This is a genomic window from Mesorhizobium sp. M7A.F.Ca.US.007.01.2.1, from assembly GCF_003998165.1.
GTDB lineage: Bacteria > Pseudomonadota > Alphaproteobacteria > Rhizobiales > Rhizobiaceae > Mesorhizobium > Mesorhizobium ciceri.
This window is the reverse complement of the sequence record NZ_RZQP01000121.1, coordinates 2,477-18,790: the sequence shown is the minus strand read 5'-3', so window position 1 is coordinate 18,790 and position 16,314 is coordinate 2,477. Positions and strand designations below refer to the sequence as shown.

Here is a 16,314-nt window from a genome sequence, read left to right as displayed (position 1 = left end):
AGATTAATGATTTGATATCATTTGACTTTTCTGGTTCTGACCATCTCAGCCCGCGTAGTGGGCGTGCCGGGAAGGTGCCGGCAAAGATGCGGCAAATCCAAGAGGGACACTCGATGTCGGAAGTCGGCAAACGCAATTCCGCCTGCGCGATCGATCATATCGGCCTGAAAACCACCGGCGTGGTGCGCTATAATTTCGGTGCGGCTGCTCTTTATGAGGACTCGATCCGGCGCGGCGAGGCCCGCTTGACCGCACATGGCGCGTTGGTCGCCGAGACAGGCCAGCATACCGGCCGCTCGCCCAAGGACAAGTTTGTCGTCCGCAACAGTGACACCGAACCGCATGTCTGGTGGGACAACAACAAGGCAATTTCACAAGCCCAGTTCGACACGCTGCTCGCCGATTTCCAGACGCATGCCTGGGACAAGGATCTATACGTCCAGGACCTGATCGGCGGCGCCGATGCGGAGCTGAAGCTGCCGACCAGGGTGATCACCGAATTTGCCTGGCACTCGCTGTTCATCCGCAATCTGCTCATTCGTCCCGATGCCGCCGAGCTCGAGCATTTCGTGCCTGCCATGACGATCATCGACCTGCCGTCCTTCCGCGCCGATCCCGCCCGCCACGGCAGCCGCACCGAAACGGTGATCGCCGTGGATCTCACGCGCAAGGTCGTGCTGATCGGCGGCACCTCCTATGCCGGCGAGATGAAGAAGTCGGTGTTCACCATGCTCAACTATCTGCTGCCGGCGAAAGGCGTGATGCCGATGCATTGCTCGGCCAACGAGGGTATGGCCGGCGACGCCGCCATCTTCTTCGGCCTGTCGGGCACCGGCAAGACGACACTCTCGGCCGATCCCTCGCGCACGCTGATCGGCGACGACGAGCATGGCTGGGGACCCCACGGCATCTTCAATTTCGAAGGCGGCTGCTACGCCAAGACGATCAAGCTGTCGGCGGAAGCCGAGCCGGAAATCTTCGCCACCACGCAGCGCTTCGGCACGGTGCTGGAAAATGTCGTGCTCGACGCTGATGGCGTGCCGGATTTCAACGACGGAAGGCTGACCGAAAACACACGCTGCGCCTACCCGCTGGATTTCATCCCCAACGCCAGCAAGACCGGCCGCGCCAACCATCCGAAGAACATCATCATGCTGACCGCCGATGCGTTCGGCGTGATGCCGCCGATCGCGCGGCTGACCCCGGCGCAGGCGATGTATCATTTCCTCTCCGGCTACACCGCCAAGGTGGCCGGAACCGAAAAGGGCGTGACCGAGCCCGAAGCGACGTTTTCGACCTGTTTCGGCGCCCCGTTCATGCCGCGCCATCCATCGGAATACGGCAATCTGCTGCGCGAGCTGATTGCCCGCCACGGCGCCGATTGCTGGCTGGTCAACACCGGCTGGACCGGCGGCGCCTACGGCACCGGCAAGCGCATGCCGATCAAGGCGACGCGGGCCTTGCTTGCCGCCGCACTCGACGGCTCGCTCAAGACGGCCGAGTTCCGCACCGACCCTCATTTCGGTTTCGAGGTGCCGGTGGCGGTTCGAGGCGTCGACAGCGCCATTCTCGACCCGCGCTCCACCTGGGCCGACAAGGCCGGCTATGACCGGCAGGCGGCAAGGCTGGTCGGCATGTTCGCCGTCAATTTCGAGAAATTCGAAAGCCATGTCGATGCCGTGGTGCTGGGTGCGGCGCCGCGCATGCAGGAAGCGGCGGAGTAATCGCGCTACGGGGTTCAGCTTCGTTGAAAGGCCCGGTTCGATCGGGCCTTTTCTTTTTCGATCCGCCGCGCCATGACTGCGGCATGGCGAGCGACGACAACATCATCATATCAGGCGATGCGGTGATCCATCCGGGCGACCTGCACGAGGATTTCATCCGCTCGTCCGGTCCCGGCGGCCAGAACGTCAACAAGGTGGCGACGGCGGTGCAACTGCGCTTCGACGCCGCCAACGCAGCGGGTCTGTCGGAGCGCGTGCGCGAGCGGACGATCAAGCTTGCCGGCCAGCGTGCCACCAAGGACGGCGTCGTTGTCATCGAAGCGGGCCGCTTCCGCACCCAGGAACAGAACCGGGCGGATGCGCGGGCACGGCTGACGGCACTGGTCGCCAAGGCCGCCGAACCGCCGCCGCCACCGCGCAAGAAGACGCGGCCGTCAAAGGGTGCCGTGGAACGGCGGCTGAAGAGCAAGGCCGGGCGAGGCACGATCAAGAAGCTGCGCGGCCGGGTGGAGAACGATTAAGCACCGCGAAGCTGCAACGCGCGGGTGGCTTCCAATTCTGGGTTGCAGATGGCAAGCTGCGATCACCCACCACAGCAATGGAGACCAACGATGGGCATGTTCGATTTCGTCAAGAGTGTCGGCAAGAAACTGGGCATCGGCGGTGACGACGAAGCCGCACCCACGGCCGACACACTCAAGAAGGAGCTCGATTCGCACAAGCTCGGCACCGATGGCGTCGAGGTCGTCGTCAACGGCGATACGGCGGTGCTGAAGGGTGTGGTCAAGGACCAGTCGATCTTCGAGAAGGCGGTCATCGCCGTCGGCAACACGCTCGGCGTCTCCAAGGTGCAGGCGGACGAATTACAGGTCGCGCCAGCACCTGGCACGGCCGCCGCCCCGGCCAAGGAGCCCACCTTTTACACCGTGAAGAAGGGCGACAATCTCTGGAAGATCGCCGAGAAAAGCTACGGCAAGGGCCAAGGCGTCAAGAACACGGTCATATTCGAGGCCAACAAGCCGATGCTGACCCATCCCGACAAGATCTATCCGGGCCAGGTGCTGCGCATCCCCGACCTCGCCTGATCGGCGACTGCCAATTCGACAAGAGCGGCGGCTTTCGGGTCGCCGTTTTCATTTGATCGTGACATTTTACGGTTCCGAACCATCCAAGAGGCGATCGAATCCGTGCTCGTTCTGCCCAAAGGCGTCCGCCACATGCCGGCCTACCTGTCACGCACCGTGCAGGAAGAACTGGTCGACGAGGTGAGACGGATCGTGCAGCAGGCGCCGCTGTTCGTGCCGGCCATGCCGCGCACCGGCAAGGAGATGAGCGTGCGCATGACCAATTGCGGGCCGCTGGGCTGGGTCACCGACAAGGAGCACGGCTATCGTTACCAGCCGGCGCATCCGCTAACCGGGGCGCCTTGGCCGCCAATTCCGGATGCGCTGCTCGACCTGTGGCGCGAGGTCTCGGGCTATCCGCATCCGCCGGAAGCGTGCCTGATCAATTTCTACACGGCGGATGCGAAGATGGGCCTGCATCAGGACCGCGACGAGGCCGACTTTTCGGCGCCGGTCGTCTCCGTCTCGCTCGGCGACGACTGCCTGTTCCGGGTTGGCCAGACCACGCGTGATGGCGCCACCAAGTCGTTCAGGCTGCAAAGCGGTGATGTCGTGGTGCTCGGCGGCGAGGGGCGGCTGTGCTTTCACGGCGTCGATCGGATCTATCCCTCGACCTCGGCGCTGCTGAAAAACGGTGGGCGGATCAATCTGACATTGCGACGGGTGACGAAGCCGGCCGTCACAGCTTCCTGAGCGCCACTTCCTCGATCAGGTGGTCGGCGCCCTTGCGCAGGATCAAGTCGGCGCGGGCCCGCGTCGGCAGGATGTTCTCGCGCAGATTCTTCAAATTGATGTTGGTCCACAGGCCTTCGGCGATGGCGCGCGCCGAACCCTCCGACAGCTGCGAGTAGCGGTGAAAGAAGGAGTCCGGATTGCGGAAGGCGGTCTCACGCAGCCGCATGAAGCGGGAAATGTACCAGTTGTGGATCAGCTTCTCGTCGGCATCGATGTAGATGGCGAAATCGAAGAAGTCCGACAGGAAAGGCACGATCTTGCCGTCCTGCGGCAGCTTGCCGGGCTGCAGGACATTGATGCCTTCGAAGATCAATATGTCGGGCCGGTCGATGGTGACGAACTCGCCGGGAATGACGTCATAGGTGAGGTGCGAATAGACCGGCGCGCGGACATCGGGCAGCGCCGACTTGATGCCCGACAGGAAGCGCAGCAGCGCGCCGACATCGTAACTGTCTGGAAAACCCTTGCGCTCCATCAGGTTCTCGCGGCGCAGGACCTCGTTGGGCAGCAGGAAGCCGTCGGTGGTGATGAGATCGACCTTGGGGCTCGACGGCCAGCGCGCCAAAAGCTCCTTCAGCACGCGTGCGGTGGTCGATTTGCCGACCGCGACGGAACCGGCGATGCCGATGATGAAGGGCGTCTTGACCACGTCGACCGCGTTGAAGAAGGCCTGGCGTTGCCGAAACAGCAGCTGGCTCGCTTCGACATGAGCCGACAACAGCCGCGACAGCGACAGATAGATGCGCGTGACCTCTTCGAGATCGACCGGATCGTTGAGCGACCGCAGGCGGCGGAATTCGTCCGCACTCAGCGTCAGCGGCGTGTCGGCGCGGAATTGCGACCATTGCTCGGCGGAGAAGAAGCGAAACGGGGAATACTTCTCGGTCGGCGCGAGCTGATCCATCGAGATACCTGCCCTTCCTCGCGGTCAGCCCTTGGGCCGTGACGCCTTCTCGGCGATGCCCGAACGCCGGGTGCGGCCTTCGAGCTCCTTGAGCACGTCGCTCAGCAAAACCCCCGAGAGGCCGAGAACGACGAGCCAATGATATATAAGATCGGCACTTTCCGAAACGAGGGCCTGTTTGTCGCCCTTGACGGCGGCAATCACCGTCTCGACTGCTTCCTCGCCGAGTTTCTGCGCCGCCTTGTCGATGCCGCGCGCGAACAGTTTTGCCGTCCACGAGTCCGGGTCGCCGGAATGGGCGCGTTCCCTGATGGTTTCTTCAAGACCTGACAGCGAAAACTCAGCCATGGCGCCATCTATCTGCTTGTTTAGGCATGATCTTTTCCGAAAACCGGTTCCCACTTTTCGGGATCATGCTTTAGGGCCGATTATTCACAGAGTCCAGCCGCATCGGCAGCCCTGCGGCGGCCATATGCGCCTTGGCCTGCGCTATCGTGTAGGTACCGAAATGGAAGATGGACGCGGCCAGCACCGCACCGGCATGGCCGTCGCGAATGCCTTCGACCATGTGGTCGAGCGTGCCGACGCCGCCGGAAGCGATGACCGGCGCGCGCACGGCGTCTGATATCGCGCGGGTCAGCGCGATGTCGTAGCCGGCCTTGGTGCCGTCGCGATCCATCGAGGTCAGCAGGATCTCGCCGGCGCCGCGATCGACCATTTTCCGCGCGAACTCGACCGCGTCGATGCCGGTCTTTTCGCGCCCACCATGGGTGAAGATCTCCCAGCGGTCGGCCTCACCGGTGGCGGACACTTTCTTGGCGTCGATGGCGACGACAATGCACTGGTTGCCGAACTTGTCGGCAGCCTCGGCAACGAAGTCCGGGTTCTTCACCGCCGCCGTGTTGATCGACACCTTGTCCGCGCCGGCCAAGAGCAGCTTCCTGATGTCGGCGACCTGGCGCACGCCGCCGCCGACGGTCAGCGGCATGAAACATTGTTCGGCGGTGCGTGCGATGACGTCGAAGATGGTCTCGCGATTGTCCGACGAAGCAGTGATGTCGAGGAAGCAAAGCTCGTCGGCGCCGGCCGCGTCATAGGCCTTGGCCGCCTCGACCGGATCGCCGGCGTCGACGAGATCGACGAAGTTGACGCCCTTGACGACACGGCCGTTCTTGACGTCGAGACAGGGGATGACACGGGCTTTCAGCATCAGCGGCCCTCTATCGTGGCGATGAGATCGTTCAGCAACTGGCCGACCAGCGGCGGAACATCGGCCTGCGCGTCGAAAGCCGGATCGTAGGCGGAGACGGTGATGCCGACGACCGGCACCGCAAGCGCCATGGCGCAAGTGGCGTCGCGCAACTGCTCCGGGCTCGGGCCGCCCGAAGTGATATAGCGGTTGGCCTGCAACTCGCGGGGATCATGCACGTCCATATCGAGGTGCATGTGCACGCGTTTGGCGCCGGCGATCTTCAGTCTTTCGGTCGCCTGGGCCACCCCGGCGCATTCCGTCCGCACGATCGGCAGCGTCTCCAGCAGCCGCTTCTCGTCCGGATCGAGATCGCGCGCGTTGACGAGCACGCAACGCGACGGATCGATCGGCTTGAAGCCGGGAATGGCCGACGCCATCGGCCTCCAGCACAGGCCAAGCACCGTCGCCAGCGCCATGCCGTCGAGAAAGCCGTATGCCGATGTCTCGGGCGTGTTGAGGTCGCCATGCTGGTCGGCCCAGATGATCGCATCGGCGTCCTCGCCGGCGACCGCACCGGCTGATGTCAGGCAATTTCCCGCAAGGACGATGGGAAACCGACCGGCGTCACGGGCAAGGCGAACCTCGGTCGCAACCGCGTTGCAGACAGCAAAGCCGGTGGCGATCTCGCGCTCCTGGATGTCTCCGACCCTGCCGATGTCTTCCACCGTAACGTCATGGCCGGCCATGGTCAGCGCGTCGACGAGCCCGCCTGATATCAGTGCGTCCGGGCCCTGGCCCATGCCGCCATGGTAATGACCGCTGTCGTAGGAGGCCAGGATGATGGAGATTTTCACGTCCGCGTCTCCGCCCTGCCCTGCAGGATCGCCAGGGCCTCGGCCGGATCGATGCGGCCGTCATAGAGCGCGCGCCCGGAGATCGCCCCTTCGAGCTTTTGCGCATCGGGCATGGTCATGCGCACGATGTCGGCGATCGAGGCGAGGCCGCCCGACGCGATGACCGGGATCGATACGGCATCGGCGAGATCGATGGTGGCGTCCCAGTTGATGCCTGTCAAAACGCCGTCGCGATCGATATCGGTGTAGATGATGGCGGCGACTCCGGCGCCCTCGAATTTCCTCGCCAGTTCGACGACGCCGAGGCTCGACGCCTCGGCCCAGCCCTCGACGGCGACCTTGCCGCCCTTGGCGTCGATGCCGACGGCGACCTTGCCCGGAAACGCCTTGCAGGCCTGTCTGACCAGGTCCGGGTCACGCACCGCCACCGTGCCGAGGATGACACGGGCCAGCCCGCGATCGAGCCAGTCCTCGATCTGCGCCAGCGTGCGGATGCCGCCGCCGAGCTGCACAGGGTTCTTCGTCGCCTTGAGGATGGCGCCGACCGCCGCGCTGTTGACGCTCTGGCCCTGGAAAGCGCCGTTGAGGTCGACGACATGCAGCCATTCGAAGCCCTGTTGCTCGAAGGCCCGCGCCTGCGCTGCAGGATCATCGTTGTAGATGGTCGCGGTGGCCATGTCGCCGTGCTTCAGGCGCACGCACTGGCCGTCCTTGAGATCGATGGCGGGGAAAAGGATCATCCGTTCAGGCGCCTTCCACAATGGCGAAATGCGATGTCGAATAGAGACGTCGGAACTTCAGCGCCGCCTGGTATTCGGGCGAATGGAAGCAGGCGAGTGCGACCGCGTAGCTCTCGAACTCGATGATGACATGGCGATTGCCCGACGACCCTTCCGGGCTCGACGACTGACCGCCGCGGGTCAGGAATTTTGCGCCATATTTGTCGAAAGCCGCTTTGTTGGCGGCAATGTATAGCGGATAGTTTTCCGGATCGGTCACCTCGACCATCGCCATCCAGTAACCCTTCTTGCTCATCGGTTTCCCCTTTGCTTGAGCATGATCTCGGGACAAACGGGACCGTTTGTCCGAGAAAACCGGGGTCCACTTTTCGGGATCATGCTCTAGGGCCTCCAGCGCAGGAAATTGGTGATCAGGGCGAGGCCCAGCGCCTGGCTCTTTTCCGGGTGGAATTGCGTGCCGACGAGATTGTCGCGGGCGACGGCCGCCGTCACCGGGCCGCCATAATCGGCGACCGCCAGCACTTCGTCCGGCTTGCGCGCATCGAGGTGGTAGGAGTGCACGAAATAGGCGTGCAGCCCGTTGGTCCCGGTGGGAATGCCGGCAAACAGTGGATGCTGGCGTTTGAGTTCGATGGTGTTCCAGCCGATCTGCGGGATCTTCAGCGCCGGATCGGAAGGCATGATCTCCTTGACGTCGCCCGATATCCAGCCGAAGCCCTCGGTAATTGTCTTTTCAAGGCCGCGCTGCGACATCAGTTGCATGCCGACGCAGATGCCGAGGAAAGGCCGGCCCTTGACGATCGCGACATCTTCGACGGCTTCCCACATGCCTTCGACGGCCTGCAGGCCGGCCGCGCAATCGGCATAGGCGCCGACGCCGGGCAGGACGATGCGATCGGCCGTGCGCACCCGCTCGGCATCGGCCGTCAGGTCGATCTGCGCCGCGATGCCGGCTTCGCGCGCGGCGCGCTCGAAAGCCTTGGTGGCCGAGCGCAGATTGCCCGAGCCGTAGTCGATGATCGCAACCCGCATCTCAGCTTCTTCCCGGAATCATGTCAGTTTCTTCCCGGTATGTGGGTCAGCCCCAGCGCAATGCCCGGCTGCGCTGGCCGCGCGAGGGCAGCATCGGGGACCATGCGCGGCGCCGGCACAACCTCATCGGCAAGCGCTTCCGCCTCCAGTGCATAGCGTGTGTCGGCATCGTCGAGCCAACCGGCTTCGACCGCGCCCCACTCGTGCCAACCACGCCGGCGAAGTGCCGCGATGCGCAGGCCTTGCCCTTCCAGGCCGACATAGAGCGAAACCAACAACGACAGCAGCGACCCGGCCACACCAAGGCCGAGCTTCTGGCCCAGCATCGAAAGCAGGCCCATGACGACGAAGGCAAGTGCTGCTTCGATCCACAGCCGATGCCAGGCGAACCATAGCGGCGGCACCAGGAGGCCCAGCCAGGTGAAGCCATCGCGGACAAAGGCCGTCGCATCAGCCTTTTCGCTGCGGCCTGGCGGTTCCATCACGACGTAGGTGGCCATGGCCTTATCCCTTCAACGATCCCTTGGTGGAGGGAACCGCATCCGGCTGGCGCGGATCGCGTTCGAGAGCAGCGCGCAGCGCGCGCGCCACCGCCTTGAAGCAGGTCTCGGCGATGTGATGGTTGTTGGCGCCATAGTGGTTGGTGACATGCAGCGTAATGCCGGCATTCTGCGCCAGCGCCTGGAAGAACTCGCGCACCAGTTCGGTGTCGAAGGTGCCGATCTTCGGCGACGAGAAGGAAACGTTCCAGACCAGGAAGGGACGGCCGGACACATCGATCGCGGCGCGCGTCAGCGTCTCGTCCATGGCAAGGTCGATCGAGGCATAGCGCATGATGCCGCGCCGCTCGCCGAGCGCCTTGGTCAAGGCCTGGCCGAGCGCGATGCCGGTGTCCTCGACCGTGTGGTGATCGTCGATATGCAGGTCGCCCTTGGCCCTGACCGTCATGTCGATCAGGGAATGGCGCGACAGCTGGTCCAGCATATGATCGAAGAAGCCGACGCCCGTAGCGATATCCGACTTGCCGGACCCGTCGACATGGACCGACACGGAGATGTCGGTTTCCTTGGTCTTACGGCTCGCTTCGGCGGAACGGGGCGGCATCACTCTATCCTTGTCCAGAGGTTCACATCGTGACCGGCTCAGAGGCTTCAAGCGCTCGCAGGCTTGAAAACGAAAGCCTTCTAGCAGCATGATCCGGCGATTGCCAGTTGCCTCCGGCATCGGTATCGGCCTTGCCAGAGAGCGATTTGCAATCACCGGCCCCATGCATACATATGGCCGATCAAAGTTACTCGTACCGCGCCAATCGCCTTATCGGGATGGCGCTGCTCGGAGCCCAAGAAATGTCCAATGAACTGACCATGCACGCCACGACCATCGTGACGGTGCGCAAGGGCAACAAGGTGGTGATCGCCGGCGACGGCCAGGTCAGCCTTGGCCAGACCATCATGAAGGGCAACGCCAAGAAGGTGCGCCGCATCGGCAAGGGCGGCAATGTGATTGCCGGTTTCGCCGGCGCCACCGCCGACGCCTTCACGCTTTTGGAGCGGCTCGAGGCCAAGCTCGAACAATATCCCGACCAGCTGACGCGCGCCTGCGTCGAGCTCGCCAAGGACTGGCGCACCGACCGCTATCTGCGCCGGCTGGAAGCGATGATGCTGGTGGCAGACAAGTCAGTCTCGCTGGCGCTGACCGGCACCGGCGACGTGCTCGAACCCGAATTCGGCGTCATGGCCATCGGTTCGGGCGGCAATTACGCGCTGGCCGCGGCCCGCGCGCTGATGGACAGCGACAAGGATGCCGAGGAGATCGCCCGCAAGGCGATGCAGATCGCATCCGACATCTGCGTCTACACCAACAACAATTTCGTCGTCGAAACGCTCGATGCCGCCTGAAGAGGTGGTGACCTATGATTTTCGGCCGGTGACGGAGAAAGACCTGCCGATGATCGCCGGCTGGCTTGCCCAGCCGCATGTTGCAGAGTGGTGGGACGATCCGGAGACGGAAATCGCCGGGATTAGCGATCATATCGACTCGATTTCCGTCGAGCCGCTGATCGTCGAGCTCGACGGCAAGCCGATCGCCTATCTGCAGAGCTACGACCCGCATCTGGAAGACGACCACCCCTACGCCGACCAGCCGTTCGGCACGCTCGGCATCGACGTGTCGATCGGCGTGCCGGAGCTGGTCGGGCGTGGCCATGGCTCGGCGATCGTGCGCCAATTCGTCGAACAGCTTTTCGAGGAAGGTGTTCCGCGCGTCATCATCGACCCGGATCCCGCCAATGTCAGGGCGATCCGCGCCTACGAAAAGGCCGGCTTTGTTGCCTTTGACACCAGAACATCGGAGTACGGGCCAGCCCTGATGATGGCGCGCGACGCGACGCAGGAGCCCAATTGATCAGCGCCGAAACCCTCGACAAGGCAGTCGCGAAAGGTTTGATCTCGCAGACCTTGCGCGATCAGTTGGAGGCCATGGAACGCGCGGTCGCTCTCGCCCCCGAGGCCAGGCGCGCCGATGATGAGAGTGACGAGGGTGACGAGGAAAACCTGCGGCTGGTCGGCGGCGGCAACGATCTGTTCGTCACCGTGGGAACCGTTCTGCTCAGCGCCGGCTTCTTCTTTGTCCTCACCACCTTGCTTCCAGGCCAGACATTCTGGATCGCCGGCATCTTCGCGGTTTTCGCCTGGGGGCTCGCCGAAATCGTCACGCGTCAGCACCGGATGAAGCTATCGTCGTCCGTGCTTGCCCTGATTTTCATGGCCGCCATTCTGGCCGCTCTGGCGCTGCAAGTGGAGGCCAGCTTCGGCATACGCAAGCCGGAAACCATCTGGCAGCTATTGGCGTTGCGCCAGACGGCGTCCCGGGCCGGATATCTGTTCCTGGGCGGAGGAATAATCGCGGCGGCGATCTATTTCTGGCGCTTTCGCGTCCCCATCATTGCCGGGACTATCGCCATCGCCTTCACACTGCTTGCCTTCCTGCAAACGGCGATAATCCTGTATGACAGTGTGACAACCGGCGCGATTGCGCCGCCGCGCCTCGAGGACGTTCCCGAATTGCTTCGCGCGGCCCTTTACATGCCGCTGATCTGCGGCCTGATCGTGTTCGCAACGGGTGTCGCTTTTGACATTTACGACAGGGATCGACGCAAGATCTGGTCCGATTGCGCTTTCTGGCTGCATGTCGTCTCGGCGCCGATGCTGGTGCATCCGCTCTTTATCATGGCAACCGGCCAAAACGTCGTATTCGGACATATCGCGCCGGATGCCAATGCAACCATCATGCTGACGATTCTGATCCTTGGCTTCCTCTATGTCGCGCTGGCCATAGACCGCCGTTCGCTTCTGGTTCCTACATTGGCTTACTTCGGCTCGCTGGGCATCTATTATCTGGTGAATTCCGCCTCCGATTCGACGGGCATCCCGCCTTTTGCCTTGATCCTGGTCGTTGTTGGCGCGCTGATTATTCTGTTCGGGGCCGGCTGGCAGCGTATCCGGCGGATTGTGGTCAACCTCACCTTGCCGGCGGCCGTGATCCGCCGGCTGCCGCCGCTGAAGGCGTGACAGGGCTTTGTGATGGTCGAGACGGCGACGCGAAACGAGGGGGAATGAATCGATGACGACACCGGCCACGGAAAACAGCTATTCGGCCTACGAAGACAGCTGGCGGATGGGGCTTCTGCTGGTGCTTGCCCTGGTCATCTTCCAGGCCGGGGCGCTCTACGGCATGGGGCGGACGCCGATCTGCACCTGCGGCTACGTCAAGCTCTGGCATGGCGTGGTGAACAGTTCGGAGAATTCCCAGCACATTTCGGACTGGTACACCTTCTCGCACATCATCCACGGCTTCCTGTTCTATGCGCTGGCGCGGTTCCTGTTCCCGCGTTCGCCGATCGGCCTGAGGCTGGCGTTCGCCGTCTTCATCGAGGGCGGCTGGGAGCTGCTGGAAAACAGCCCGTTCATCATCGACCGCTACCGCGCCGGCACCATTTCGCTCGATTACTATGGCGACAGCATCATCAATTCGGTGTCGGACACACTGGCCATGGTGCTGGGATTTGTGATGGCGCGAAGGCTACCTATATGGGTGATCGTCAGCCTCGCCATCATCTTCGAACTCGGCACCGGCTACCTCATCCGGGACAATCTGACACTCAACGTGATCATGCTGCTGCATCCGTTCGAGGCCATCAAGCAGTGGCAAAGTGGAATTTAGTGATATGAGCACATTTTCTCCCCGCGAAATCGTTTCGGAACTCGACCGCTTCATCATCGGCCAGAAGGACGCCAAGCGCGCCGTGGCCATTGCCTTGCGCAACCGCTGGCGCCGCCAGCAGCTGGAAGGCCAGATGCGCGAAGAGGTGATGCCCAAGAACATCCTGATGATCGGGCCGACCGGCGTCGGCAAGACGGAAATCTCGCGCCGCCTGGCGCGGCTGGCCGGTGCGCCCTTCGTCAAGGTCGAGGCGACCAAGTTCACCGAAGTCGGCTATGTCGGCCGCGATGTCGAGCAGATCATCCGCGACCTGGTCGAGATCGCCATCGGCCTGGTGCGCGAGAAGATGCGTGAGGACGTCAAGGCGCGCGCCCACGTCAACGCCGAGGAACGTGTGCTGGAAGCACTGGTCGGCAAGACGGCGAGCCCGGCCACCCGCGACAGTTTCCGCAAGAAGCTGCGCGACGGCGAGCTCGACGACAAGGAAATCGAGGTCGAGGTTGCCGACACCGGCAGCGGCGGCATGCCCGGATTTGAAATCCCCGGCATGCCGGGCGCCAATATCGGCGTGCTGAACATCAACGACATGCTGTCGAAGGCGATGGGCGGCAAGAAAACCAAGATGCGCAAGACGACGGTGAAGGAGTCCTACGACCTGCTGGTCAATGACGAGTCCGACAAGCTGCTCGATCAGGACGAGGTGGTGCGCCGGGCGCTCGATGCCGCGGAAAACGACGGCATCGTCTTCCTCGACGAGATCGACAAGATCGCGGCGAGATCGGACATTTCCGGCGGGCCCTCGCGCGAAGGCGTGCAGCGCGACCTGCTGCCGCTGGTCGAAGGCACCACGGTGGCGACCAAATACGGACCGTTGAAGACGGATCACATCCTGTTCATCGCCTCCGGCGCCTTCCACGTCTCGAAGCCGTCCGACCTGTTGCCGGAATTGCAGGGCCGCCTGCCGATCCGCGTCGAACTGCGGGCGCTGGAGAAGGACGATTTCGTGCGCATCCTGACCGAGACCGAGGCCAGCCTGATCAAGCAGTATATCGCGCTGATGAAGACCGAGGGCGTCGAGTTGACCTTCACCGACGACGCCATCGATTCGCTCGCCGGCATCGCCGTCGATCTCAACGCCAGCGTCGAGAACATAGGCGCCAGGCGCCTGCAGACGGTGATGGAGCGGGTGCTGGACGAAATCTCCTACGATGCGCCCGACCGCAACGGAACGAGCGTCACTATCGACGCCGCCTATGTCGAAAAGCATGTCGGCGATCTGTCCAGGAATACCGACCTGTCGCGGTTCATCCTTTAAACGACGGCGCCGAAACGTTCCGGCGCCGGTCCAGGCAACATTTTCCGGCAAGCAAAATCATGTGTGGCCAGATGGTACCATCTGGCCACCTTTCGTCCTGCCGGGTGAAGGGGCGCTCTCGACTCGACCAAGAGCTTTACCTAGTTTGCGCGGCAATTCTCGATCTCTAGGTTGACGCAATTCCGGAAAACCGTTTCACACTTTTCCTGGAATTGCTTGGGCGGCGGGTGCATGAAAAAACTGATCCTGGTCATTCTCGGCTTGACGCTGGCGGCGACGCTGTTCGCCGCCGAGGCAGCGACATTGGTGCCGCCGGGAAATCGCAATGCCGTGCAGCCCGACATTCCCGGCGCCTCCAGCCGGCGCACGCAGGCGACCAACACCAGCTTCCAGGCGAAGTACCGCAAGGTCTATGCCCTGCTGCAGAACGACGCCGATCTGCGCGCCAAGATCAGGAAGGCGGCGGCCGCCTACGGCATCGATCCCCTGCACATTGTCGGCGCCATCGTCGGCGAGCACACCTACAATGTCGATGCTTATGACCGGCTGCAGACCTACTATGTCAAGGCGATCTCCTATCTCTCCAGCAAGCTGTCCTTCGCCTATGACGGCGAGGACATCACCGACTTCGTGCAGCGGCCGGAATTCAAGAAATGCGCGGGGATGTCCGACAGCTACGATCTGTGGGAATGCCGCGAACAGGTGTGGAACCGTTCGTTTCGCGGCAAGTCGGTCGGCGGGACCAGCTTTCCCGACGACCGCTTCGGCGCCACCTTCTTCCAGCCTTATTATGCCGGCCAGACCTTCGGCCTCGGCCAGCTCAATCCGCTGACCGCCCTGCAGATGAGCGATCTGGTGCACAAGGTTTCGGGCCTGCCCAAGCTCGACGTCGGCGATCCCAATTCGGTCTACAAGACCATCATGGATCCCGACCTGACGCTGCCCTACGTCGCCGCGACGATCAGGAAATCGATCGATGCCTATAAAAGCATTGCCGGCTTCGACATTTCGGGCAATCCCGGGCTGACCGCCACGCTCTACAATGTCGGCAATCCGGAGCAGCGCGCTTATGCGTTGAAGGCGGAGAACGACAGGCGCCGCGCCGCCGGTGAGCCCGAAAAGCTGCCGGAAGAGAATTATTATGGTTGGCTGGTGAACGACAAACTGCCGGAGCTGAAGGCGCTGTTTTAGGGCTGGGGTTCAGAGCCTTTACCTGCCCCTTGTAGGGCAGGTCGGACCGAAGGTCAGGGGCGGTGCCGCACTCCCATCCCGCAGCTGCGCAGCGGCCCCCAAAAAGGGGGAGCGTAGGCTCAGGCGGCCAACAACGACTTCAGCTTCACATCCGGTGATCCCAGCGCTTCCGGCGCCGGCTTGGCCCGCTTGGCGATCAGCATTTCGGCCAGCCTGATGTCGCGGGCGACCGCGTTGCCGGGGCCGATGCCGCTGGCCGCGACCAGCCTGCCGTCTTCAGCCAGATGGAAGAGGATGAAGGCGCCGTCGCCGAGATCGCGGCGCACGGTGTTTTTGCCCTCGTCGGAGAGCCCGGCGATCTGCAGCGACAGACCATATTGATCCGACCAGAACCACGGCACCGCCGCATGCGCCTCGCCGGCGCCGAGCATGTTCCTGGCCGCCAGCGCGCCCTGTTCCTGGGCGTTGCGCCAGGCTTCCAGCCGCACCCGGCGGCCGCCATAGACGGCGAGCGGAAACGAGCAGCAATCGCCGGCGGCAAAGATGTCGGGATCGCAGCTGCGCAGCTCGGCATCGACTGCAATTCCATTGTCGATCGTCAGCCCCGCTTCGGCCGCAAGCCCGGCCACCGGCACGGCGCCGATGCCGATGATCGCGAGGTCGGCGACGATTTCCCGGCCGCCGGCAAGTGTGGTGCGCACCTCGTTGCCATCGTCGGCGATGGACGCGATGCCGTCGCCGCACAGGATGTCGACGCCCTCGGCGACATGCGCCTCATGGATGATTTCCGCGATCTCCGCCGGCACGCCGCGAATCAGGATGCGAGGCTGCGCCTCGATGACGGTGACCGCGGCACCGAGCTTGCGGGCCGCGGCGGCGAGTTCGAGGCCGATAAAGCCGCCGCCGATGATGGCGATACGGTTGCCGAGGGTGAGATGCGCGCGAATGGCGAGCGCATCAGCGAAGGTTCTGAGATAGACGCAGCGCGGACCCAGGCCCGGCATCGGCAGCTTGCGCGGCGTCGAACCGGTTGCCAGCAGGAGCTTGTCGTAAGGCAGGACCGATCCGTCCGACAGGCGCACAGTATGCGCCGCGCGGTCGATCGCGACGGCCTGGACGGAATGGATATGCCGGATCGACTTCTCGGCCAGAATTGCGTCGCTGGCGATCGCCTTGATCCCGGGCGCATCGCTGGCCATCGCCTCCTTGGACAGAGGCGGGCGCTCATAGGGCAGATGCGGCTCGTCGCCGACCAGCGTCACCGGCCCCTGATAATCGAGGT

Annotated in this window: 20 protein-coding genes; 10 read left to right on the top strand and 10 right to left on the bottom strand. The window is 63.3% G+C overall.

All coding sequences use genetic code 11. From position 1 onward, the window contains the following. The first annotated feature begins 113 nt into the window (after window positions 1-113). The 4 genes from EN949_RS20965 (at window position 114) to EN949_RS20950 (ending at window position 3,541) form a co-directional block, all read left to right on the top strand. The gene (locus EN949_RS20965) at window positions 114-1,724 is read left to right on the top strand and encodes a phosphoenolpyruvate carboxykinase (protein WP_063169782.1); all 1,611 of its coding nucleotides are present in this window, start codon (window positions 114-116) and stop codon (window positions 1,722-1,724) included. An 83-nt stretch (window positions 1,725-1,807) separates the two neighbouring features. Next, complete coding sequence (arfB, locus tag EN949_RS20960) at window positions 1,808-2,245, top strand: alternative ribosome rescue aminoacyl-tRNA hydrolase ArfB (protein ID WP_063170436.1); 438 nt, start codon at window positions 1,808-1,810, stop codon at window positions 2,243-2,245. A 90-nt stretch (window positions 2,246-2,335) separates the two neighbouring features. Continuing rightward, window positions 2,336-2,809, top strand: coding sequence for a peptidoglycan-binding protein LysM (lysM, locus tag EN949_RS20955; RefSeq protein WP_013528340.1), 474 nt, complete (start codon window positions 2,336-2,338; stop codon window positions 2,807-2,809). A gap of 102 nt (window positions 2,810-2,911) precedes the next feature. Further along, window positions 2,912-3,541: an alpha-ketoglutarate-dependent dioxygenase AlkB gene (locus EN949_RS20950; protein ID WP_013528341.1), complete on the top strand. Its 630-nt coding sequence runs from the start codon at window positions 2,912-2,914 to the stop codon at window positions 3,539-3,541. Here EN949_RS20950 and coaA read toward each other — a convergent pair. The 9 genes from coaA to hisB all read right to left on the bottom strand — a co-directional run bounded on the left by coaA (window position 3,528) and on the right by hisB (window position 9,409). Continuing rightward, window positions 3,528-4,487, bottom strand: a complete 960-nt coding sequence (coaA, locus tag EN949_RS20945; protein WP_013528342.1) for a type I pantothenate kinase — start codon at window positions 4,485-4,487, stop codon at window positions 3,528-3,530. The two genes, EN949_RS20950 and coaA, sit on opposite strands and share 14 nt — an antisense overlap. Window positions 4,488-4,511: 24 nt before the next feature. Beyond that, complete coding sequence (locus EN949_RS20940; RefSeq protein WP_013528343.1) at window positions 4,512-4,835, bottom strand: phosphoribosyl-ATP diphosphatase; 324 nt, start codon at window positions 4,833-4,835, stop codon at window positions 4,512-4,514. A gap of 70 nt (window positions 4,836-4,905) precedes the next feature. Continuing rightward, window positions 4,906-5,700, bottom strand: coding sequence for an imidazole glycerol phosphate synthase subunit HisF (gene hisF / locus EN949_RS20935; RefSeq protein ID WP_024501998.1), 795 nt, complete (start codon window positions 5,698-5,700; stop codon window positions 4,906-4,908). Beyond that, the gene (locus tag EN949_RS20930) at window positions 5,697-6,533 is read right to left on the bottom strand and encodes an arginase family protein (RefSeq protein WP_063169781.1); all 837 of its coding nucleotides are present in this window, start codon (window positions 6,531-6,533) and stop codon (window positions 5,697-5,699) included. The genes hisF and EN949_RS20930 overlap by 4 nt, the downstream gene beginning before the upstream one ends. After that, window positions 6,530-7,273, bottom strand: a complete 744-nt coding sequence (gene hisA, locus EN949_RS20925; protein ID WP_013528346.1) for a 1-(5-phosphoribosyl)-5-[(5-phosphoribosylamino)methylideneamino]imidazole-4-carboxamide isomerase — start codon at window positions 7,271-7,273, stop codon at window positions 6,530-6,532. The genes EN949_RS20930 and hisA overlap by 4 nt, the downstream gene beginning before the upstream one ends. 4 nt (window positions 7,274-7,277) lie before the next feature. Further along, window positions 7,278-7,568, bottom strand: coding sequence for a DUF1330 domain-containing protein (locus EN949_RS20920; protein WP_013528347.1), 291 nt, complete (start codon window positions 7,566-7,568; stop codon window positions 7,278-7,280). Window positions 7,569-7,654: 86 nt separating this feature from the next. Next, on the bottom strand, window positions 7,655-8,305 hold the full coding sequence (gene hisH / locus EN949_RS20915) for an imidazole glycerol phosphate synthase subunit HisH (RefSeq protein ID WP_063169779.1): 651 nt from the start codon (window positions 8,303-8,305) through the stop codon (window positions 7,655-7,657). A gap of 23 nt (window positions 8,306-8,328) precedes the next feature. Next, on the bottom strand, window positions 8,329-8,805 hold the full coding sequence (locus tag EN949_RS20910; protein ID WP_063169778.1) for a DUF2628 domain-containing protein: 477 nt from the start codon (window positions 8,803-8,805) through the stop codon (window positions 8,329-8,331). Between the two features lie 4 nt (window positions 8,806-8,809). Beyond that, complete coding sequence (hisB, locus tag EN949_RS20905) at window positions 8,810-9,409, bottom strand: imidazoleglycerol-phosphate dehydratase HisB (RefSeq protein ID WP_063169777.1); 600 nt, start codon at window positions 9,407-9,409, stop codon at window positions 8,810-8,812. Between the two features lie 242 nt (window positions 9,410-9,651). Between hisB and hslV the strand changes: the two genes are divergently transcribed. The 6 genes from hslV (at window position 9,652) to EN949_RS20875 (ending at window position 15,032) form a co-directional block, all read left to right on the top strand. Then, the gene (gene hslV, locus EN949_RS20900; protein WP_013528351.1) at window positions 9,652-10,203 is read left to right on the top strand and encodes an ATP-dependent protease subunit HslV; all 552 of its coding nucleotides are present in this window, start codon (window positions 9,652-9,654) and stop codon (window positions 10,201-10,203) included. Next, complete coding sequence (locus EN949_RS20895; RefSeq protein ID WP_024502003.1) at window positions 10,193-10,708, top strand: GNAT family N-acetyltransferase; 516 nt, start codon at window positions 10,193-10,195, stop codon at window positions 10,706-10,708. Before hslV ends, EN949_RS20895 begins: the two co-directional genes overlap by 11 nt. Then, complete coding sequence (locus EN949_RS20890; protein WP_063169776.1) at window positions 10,705-11,874, top strand: hypothetical protein; 1,170 nt, start codon at window positions 10,705-10,707, stop codon at window positions 11,872-11,874. The genes EN949_RS20895 and EN949_RS20890 overlap by 4 nt, the downstream gene beginning before the upstream one ends. A gap of 106 nt (window positions 11,875-11,980) precedes the next feature. Beyond that, window positions 11,981-12,526 (top strand): DUF2585 domain-containing protein, encoded by a 546-nt coding sequence (locus EN949_RS20885; RefSeq protein WP_224618702.1) that lies wholly within the window; start codon window positions 11,981-11,983, stop codon window positions 12,524-12,526. 4 nt (window positions 12,527-12,530) lie between these two features. Continuing rightward, entirely contained in the window at window positions 12,531-13,841 is a 1,311-nt protein-coding gene (gene hslU, locus EN949_RS20880; protein ID WP_013528355.1) for an ATP-dependent protease ATPase subunit HslU, read from the top strand. A 231-nt stretch (window positions 13,842-14,072) separates the two neighbouring features. Further along, window positions 14,073-15,032 (top strand): DUF1402 family protein, encoded by a 960-nt coding sequence (locus EN949_RS20875; RefSeq protein ID WP_063170435.1) that lies wholly within the window; start codon window positions 14,073-14,075, stop codon window positions 15,030-15,032. A 119-nt stretch (window positions 15,033-15,151) separates the two neighbouring features. Here the strand turns inward: EN949_RS20875 and EN949_RS20870 are convergent. Further along, window positions 15,152-16,314: FAD-dependent oxidoreductase (locus EN949_RS20870; RefSeq protein WP_127312595.1), on the bottom strand; the 1,163-nt coding region annotated here is incomplete at its 5' end.

What these genes read in the sequence shown, in the direction of transcription:
- EN949_RS20965 (WP_063169782.1), top strand. Translation starts at nt 114, where the DNA reads ATGTCGGAAGTCGGCAAACGCAATTCCGCCTGCGCGATCGATCATATC.
- arfB (WP_063170436.1), top strand. Translation starts at nt 1,808, where the DNA reads ATGGCGAGCGACGACAACATCATCATATCAGGCGATGCGGTGATCCAT.
- lysM (WP_013528340.1), top strand. Translation starts at nt 2,336, where the DNA reads ATGGGCATGTTCGATTTCGTCAAGAGTGTCGGCAAGAAACTGGGCATC.
- coaA (WP_013528342.1), bottom strand. Translation starts at nt 4,487, where the DNA reads ATGGATCAGCTCGCGCCGACCGAGAAGTATTCCCCGTTTCGCTTCTTC.
- EN949_RS20940 (WP_013528343.1), bottom strand. Translation starts at nt 4,835, where the DNA reads ATGGCTGAGTTTTCGCTGTCAGGTCTTGAAGAAACCATCAGGGAACGC.
- hisA (WP_013528346.1), bottom strand. Translation starts at nt 7,273, where the DNA reads ATGATCCTTTTCCCCGCCATCGATCTCAAGGACGGCCAGTGCGTGCGC.
- EN949_RS20920 (WP_013528347.1), bottom strand. Translation starts at nt 7,568, where the DNA reads ATGAGCAAGAAGGGTTACTGGATGGCGATGGTCGAGGTGACCGATCCG.
- hisH (WP_063169779.1), bottom strand. Translation starts at nt 8,305, where the DNA reads ATGCGGGTTGCGATCATCGACTACGGCTCGGGCAATCTGCGCTCGGCC.
- EN949_RS20910 (WP_063169778.1), bottom strand. Translation starts at nt 8,805, where the DNA reads ATGGCCACCTACGTCGTGATGGAACCGCCAGGCCGCAGCGAAAAGGCT.
- hisB (WP_063169777.1), bottom strand. Translation starts at nt 9,409, where the DNA reads ATGCCGCCCCGTTCCGCCGAAGCGAGCCGTAAGACCAAGGAAACCGAC.
- hslV (WP_013528351.1), top strand. Translation starts at nt 9,652, where the DNA reads ATGTCCAATGAACTGACCATGCACGCCACGACCATCGTGACGGTGCGC.
- EN949_RS20895 (WP_024502003.1), top strand. Translation starts at nt 10,193, where the DNA reads ATGCCGCCTGAAGAGGTGGTGACCTATGATTTTCGGCCGGTGACGGAG.
- EN949_RS20885 (WP_224618702.1), top strand. Translation starts at nt 11,981, where the DNA reads ATGGGGCTTCTGCTGGTGCTTGCCCTGGTCATCTTCCAGGCCGGGGCG.
- hslU (WP_013528355.1), top strand. Translation starts at nt 12,531, where the DNA reads ATGAGCACATTTTCTCCCCGCGAAATCGTTTCGGAACTCGACCGCTTC.
- EN949_RS20875 (WP_063170435.1), top strand. Translation starts at nt 14,073, where the DNA reads ATGAAAAAACTGATCCTGGTCATTCTCGGCTTGACGCTGGCGGCGACG.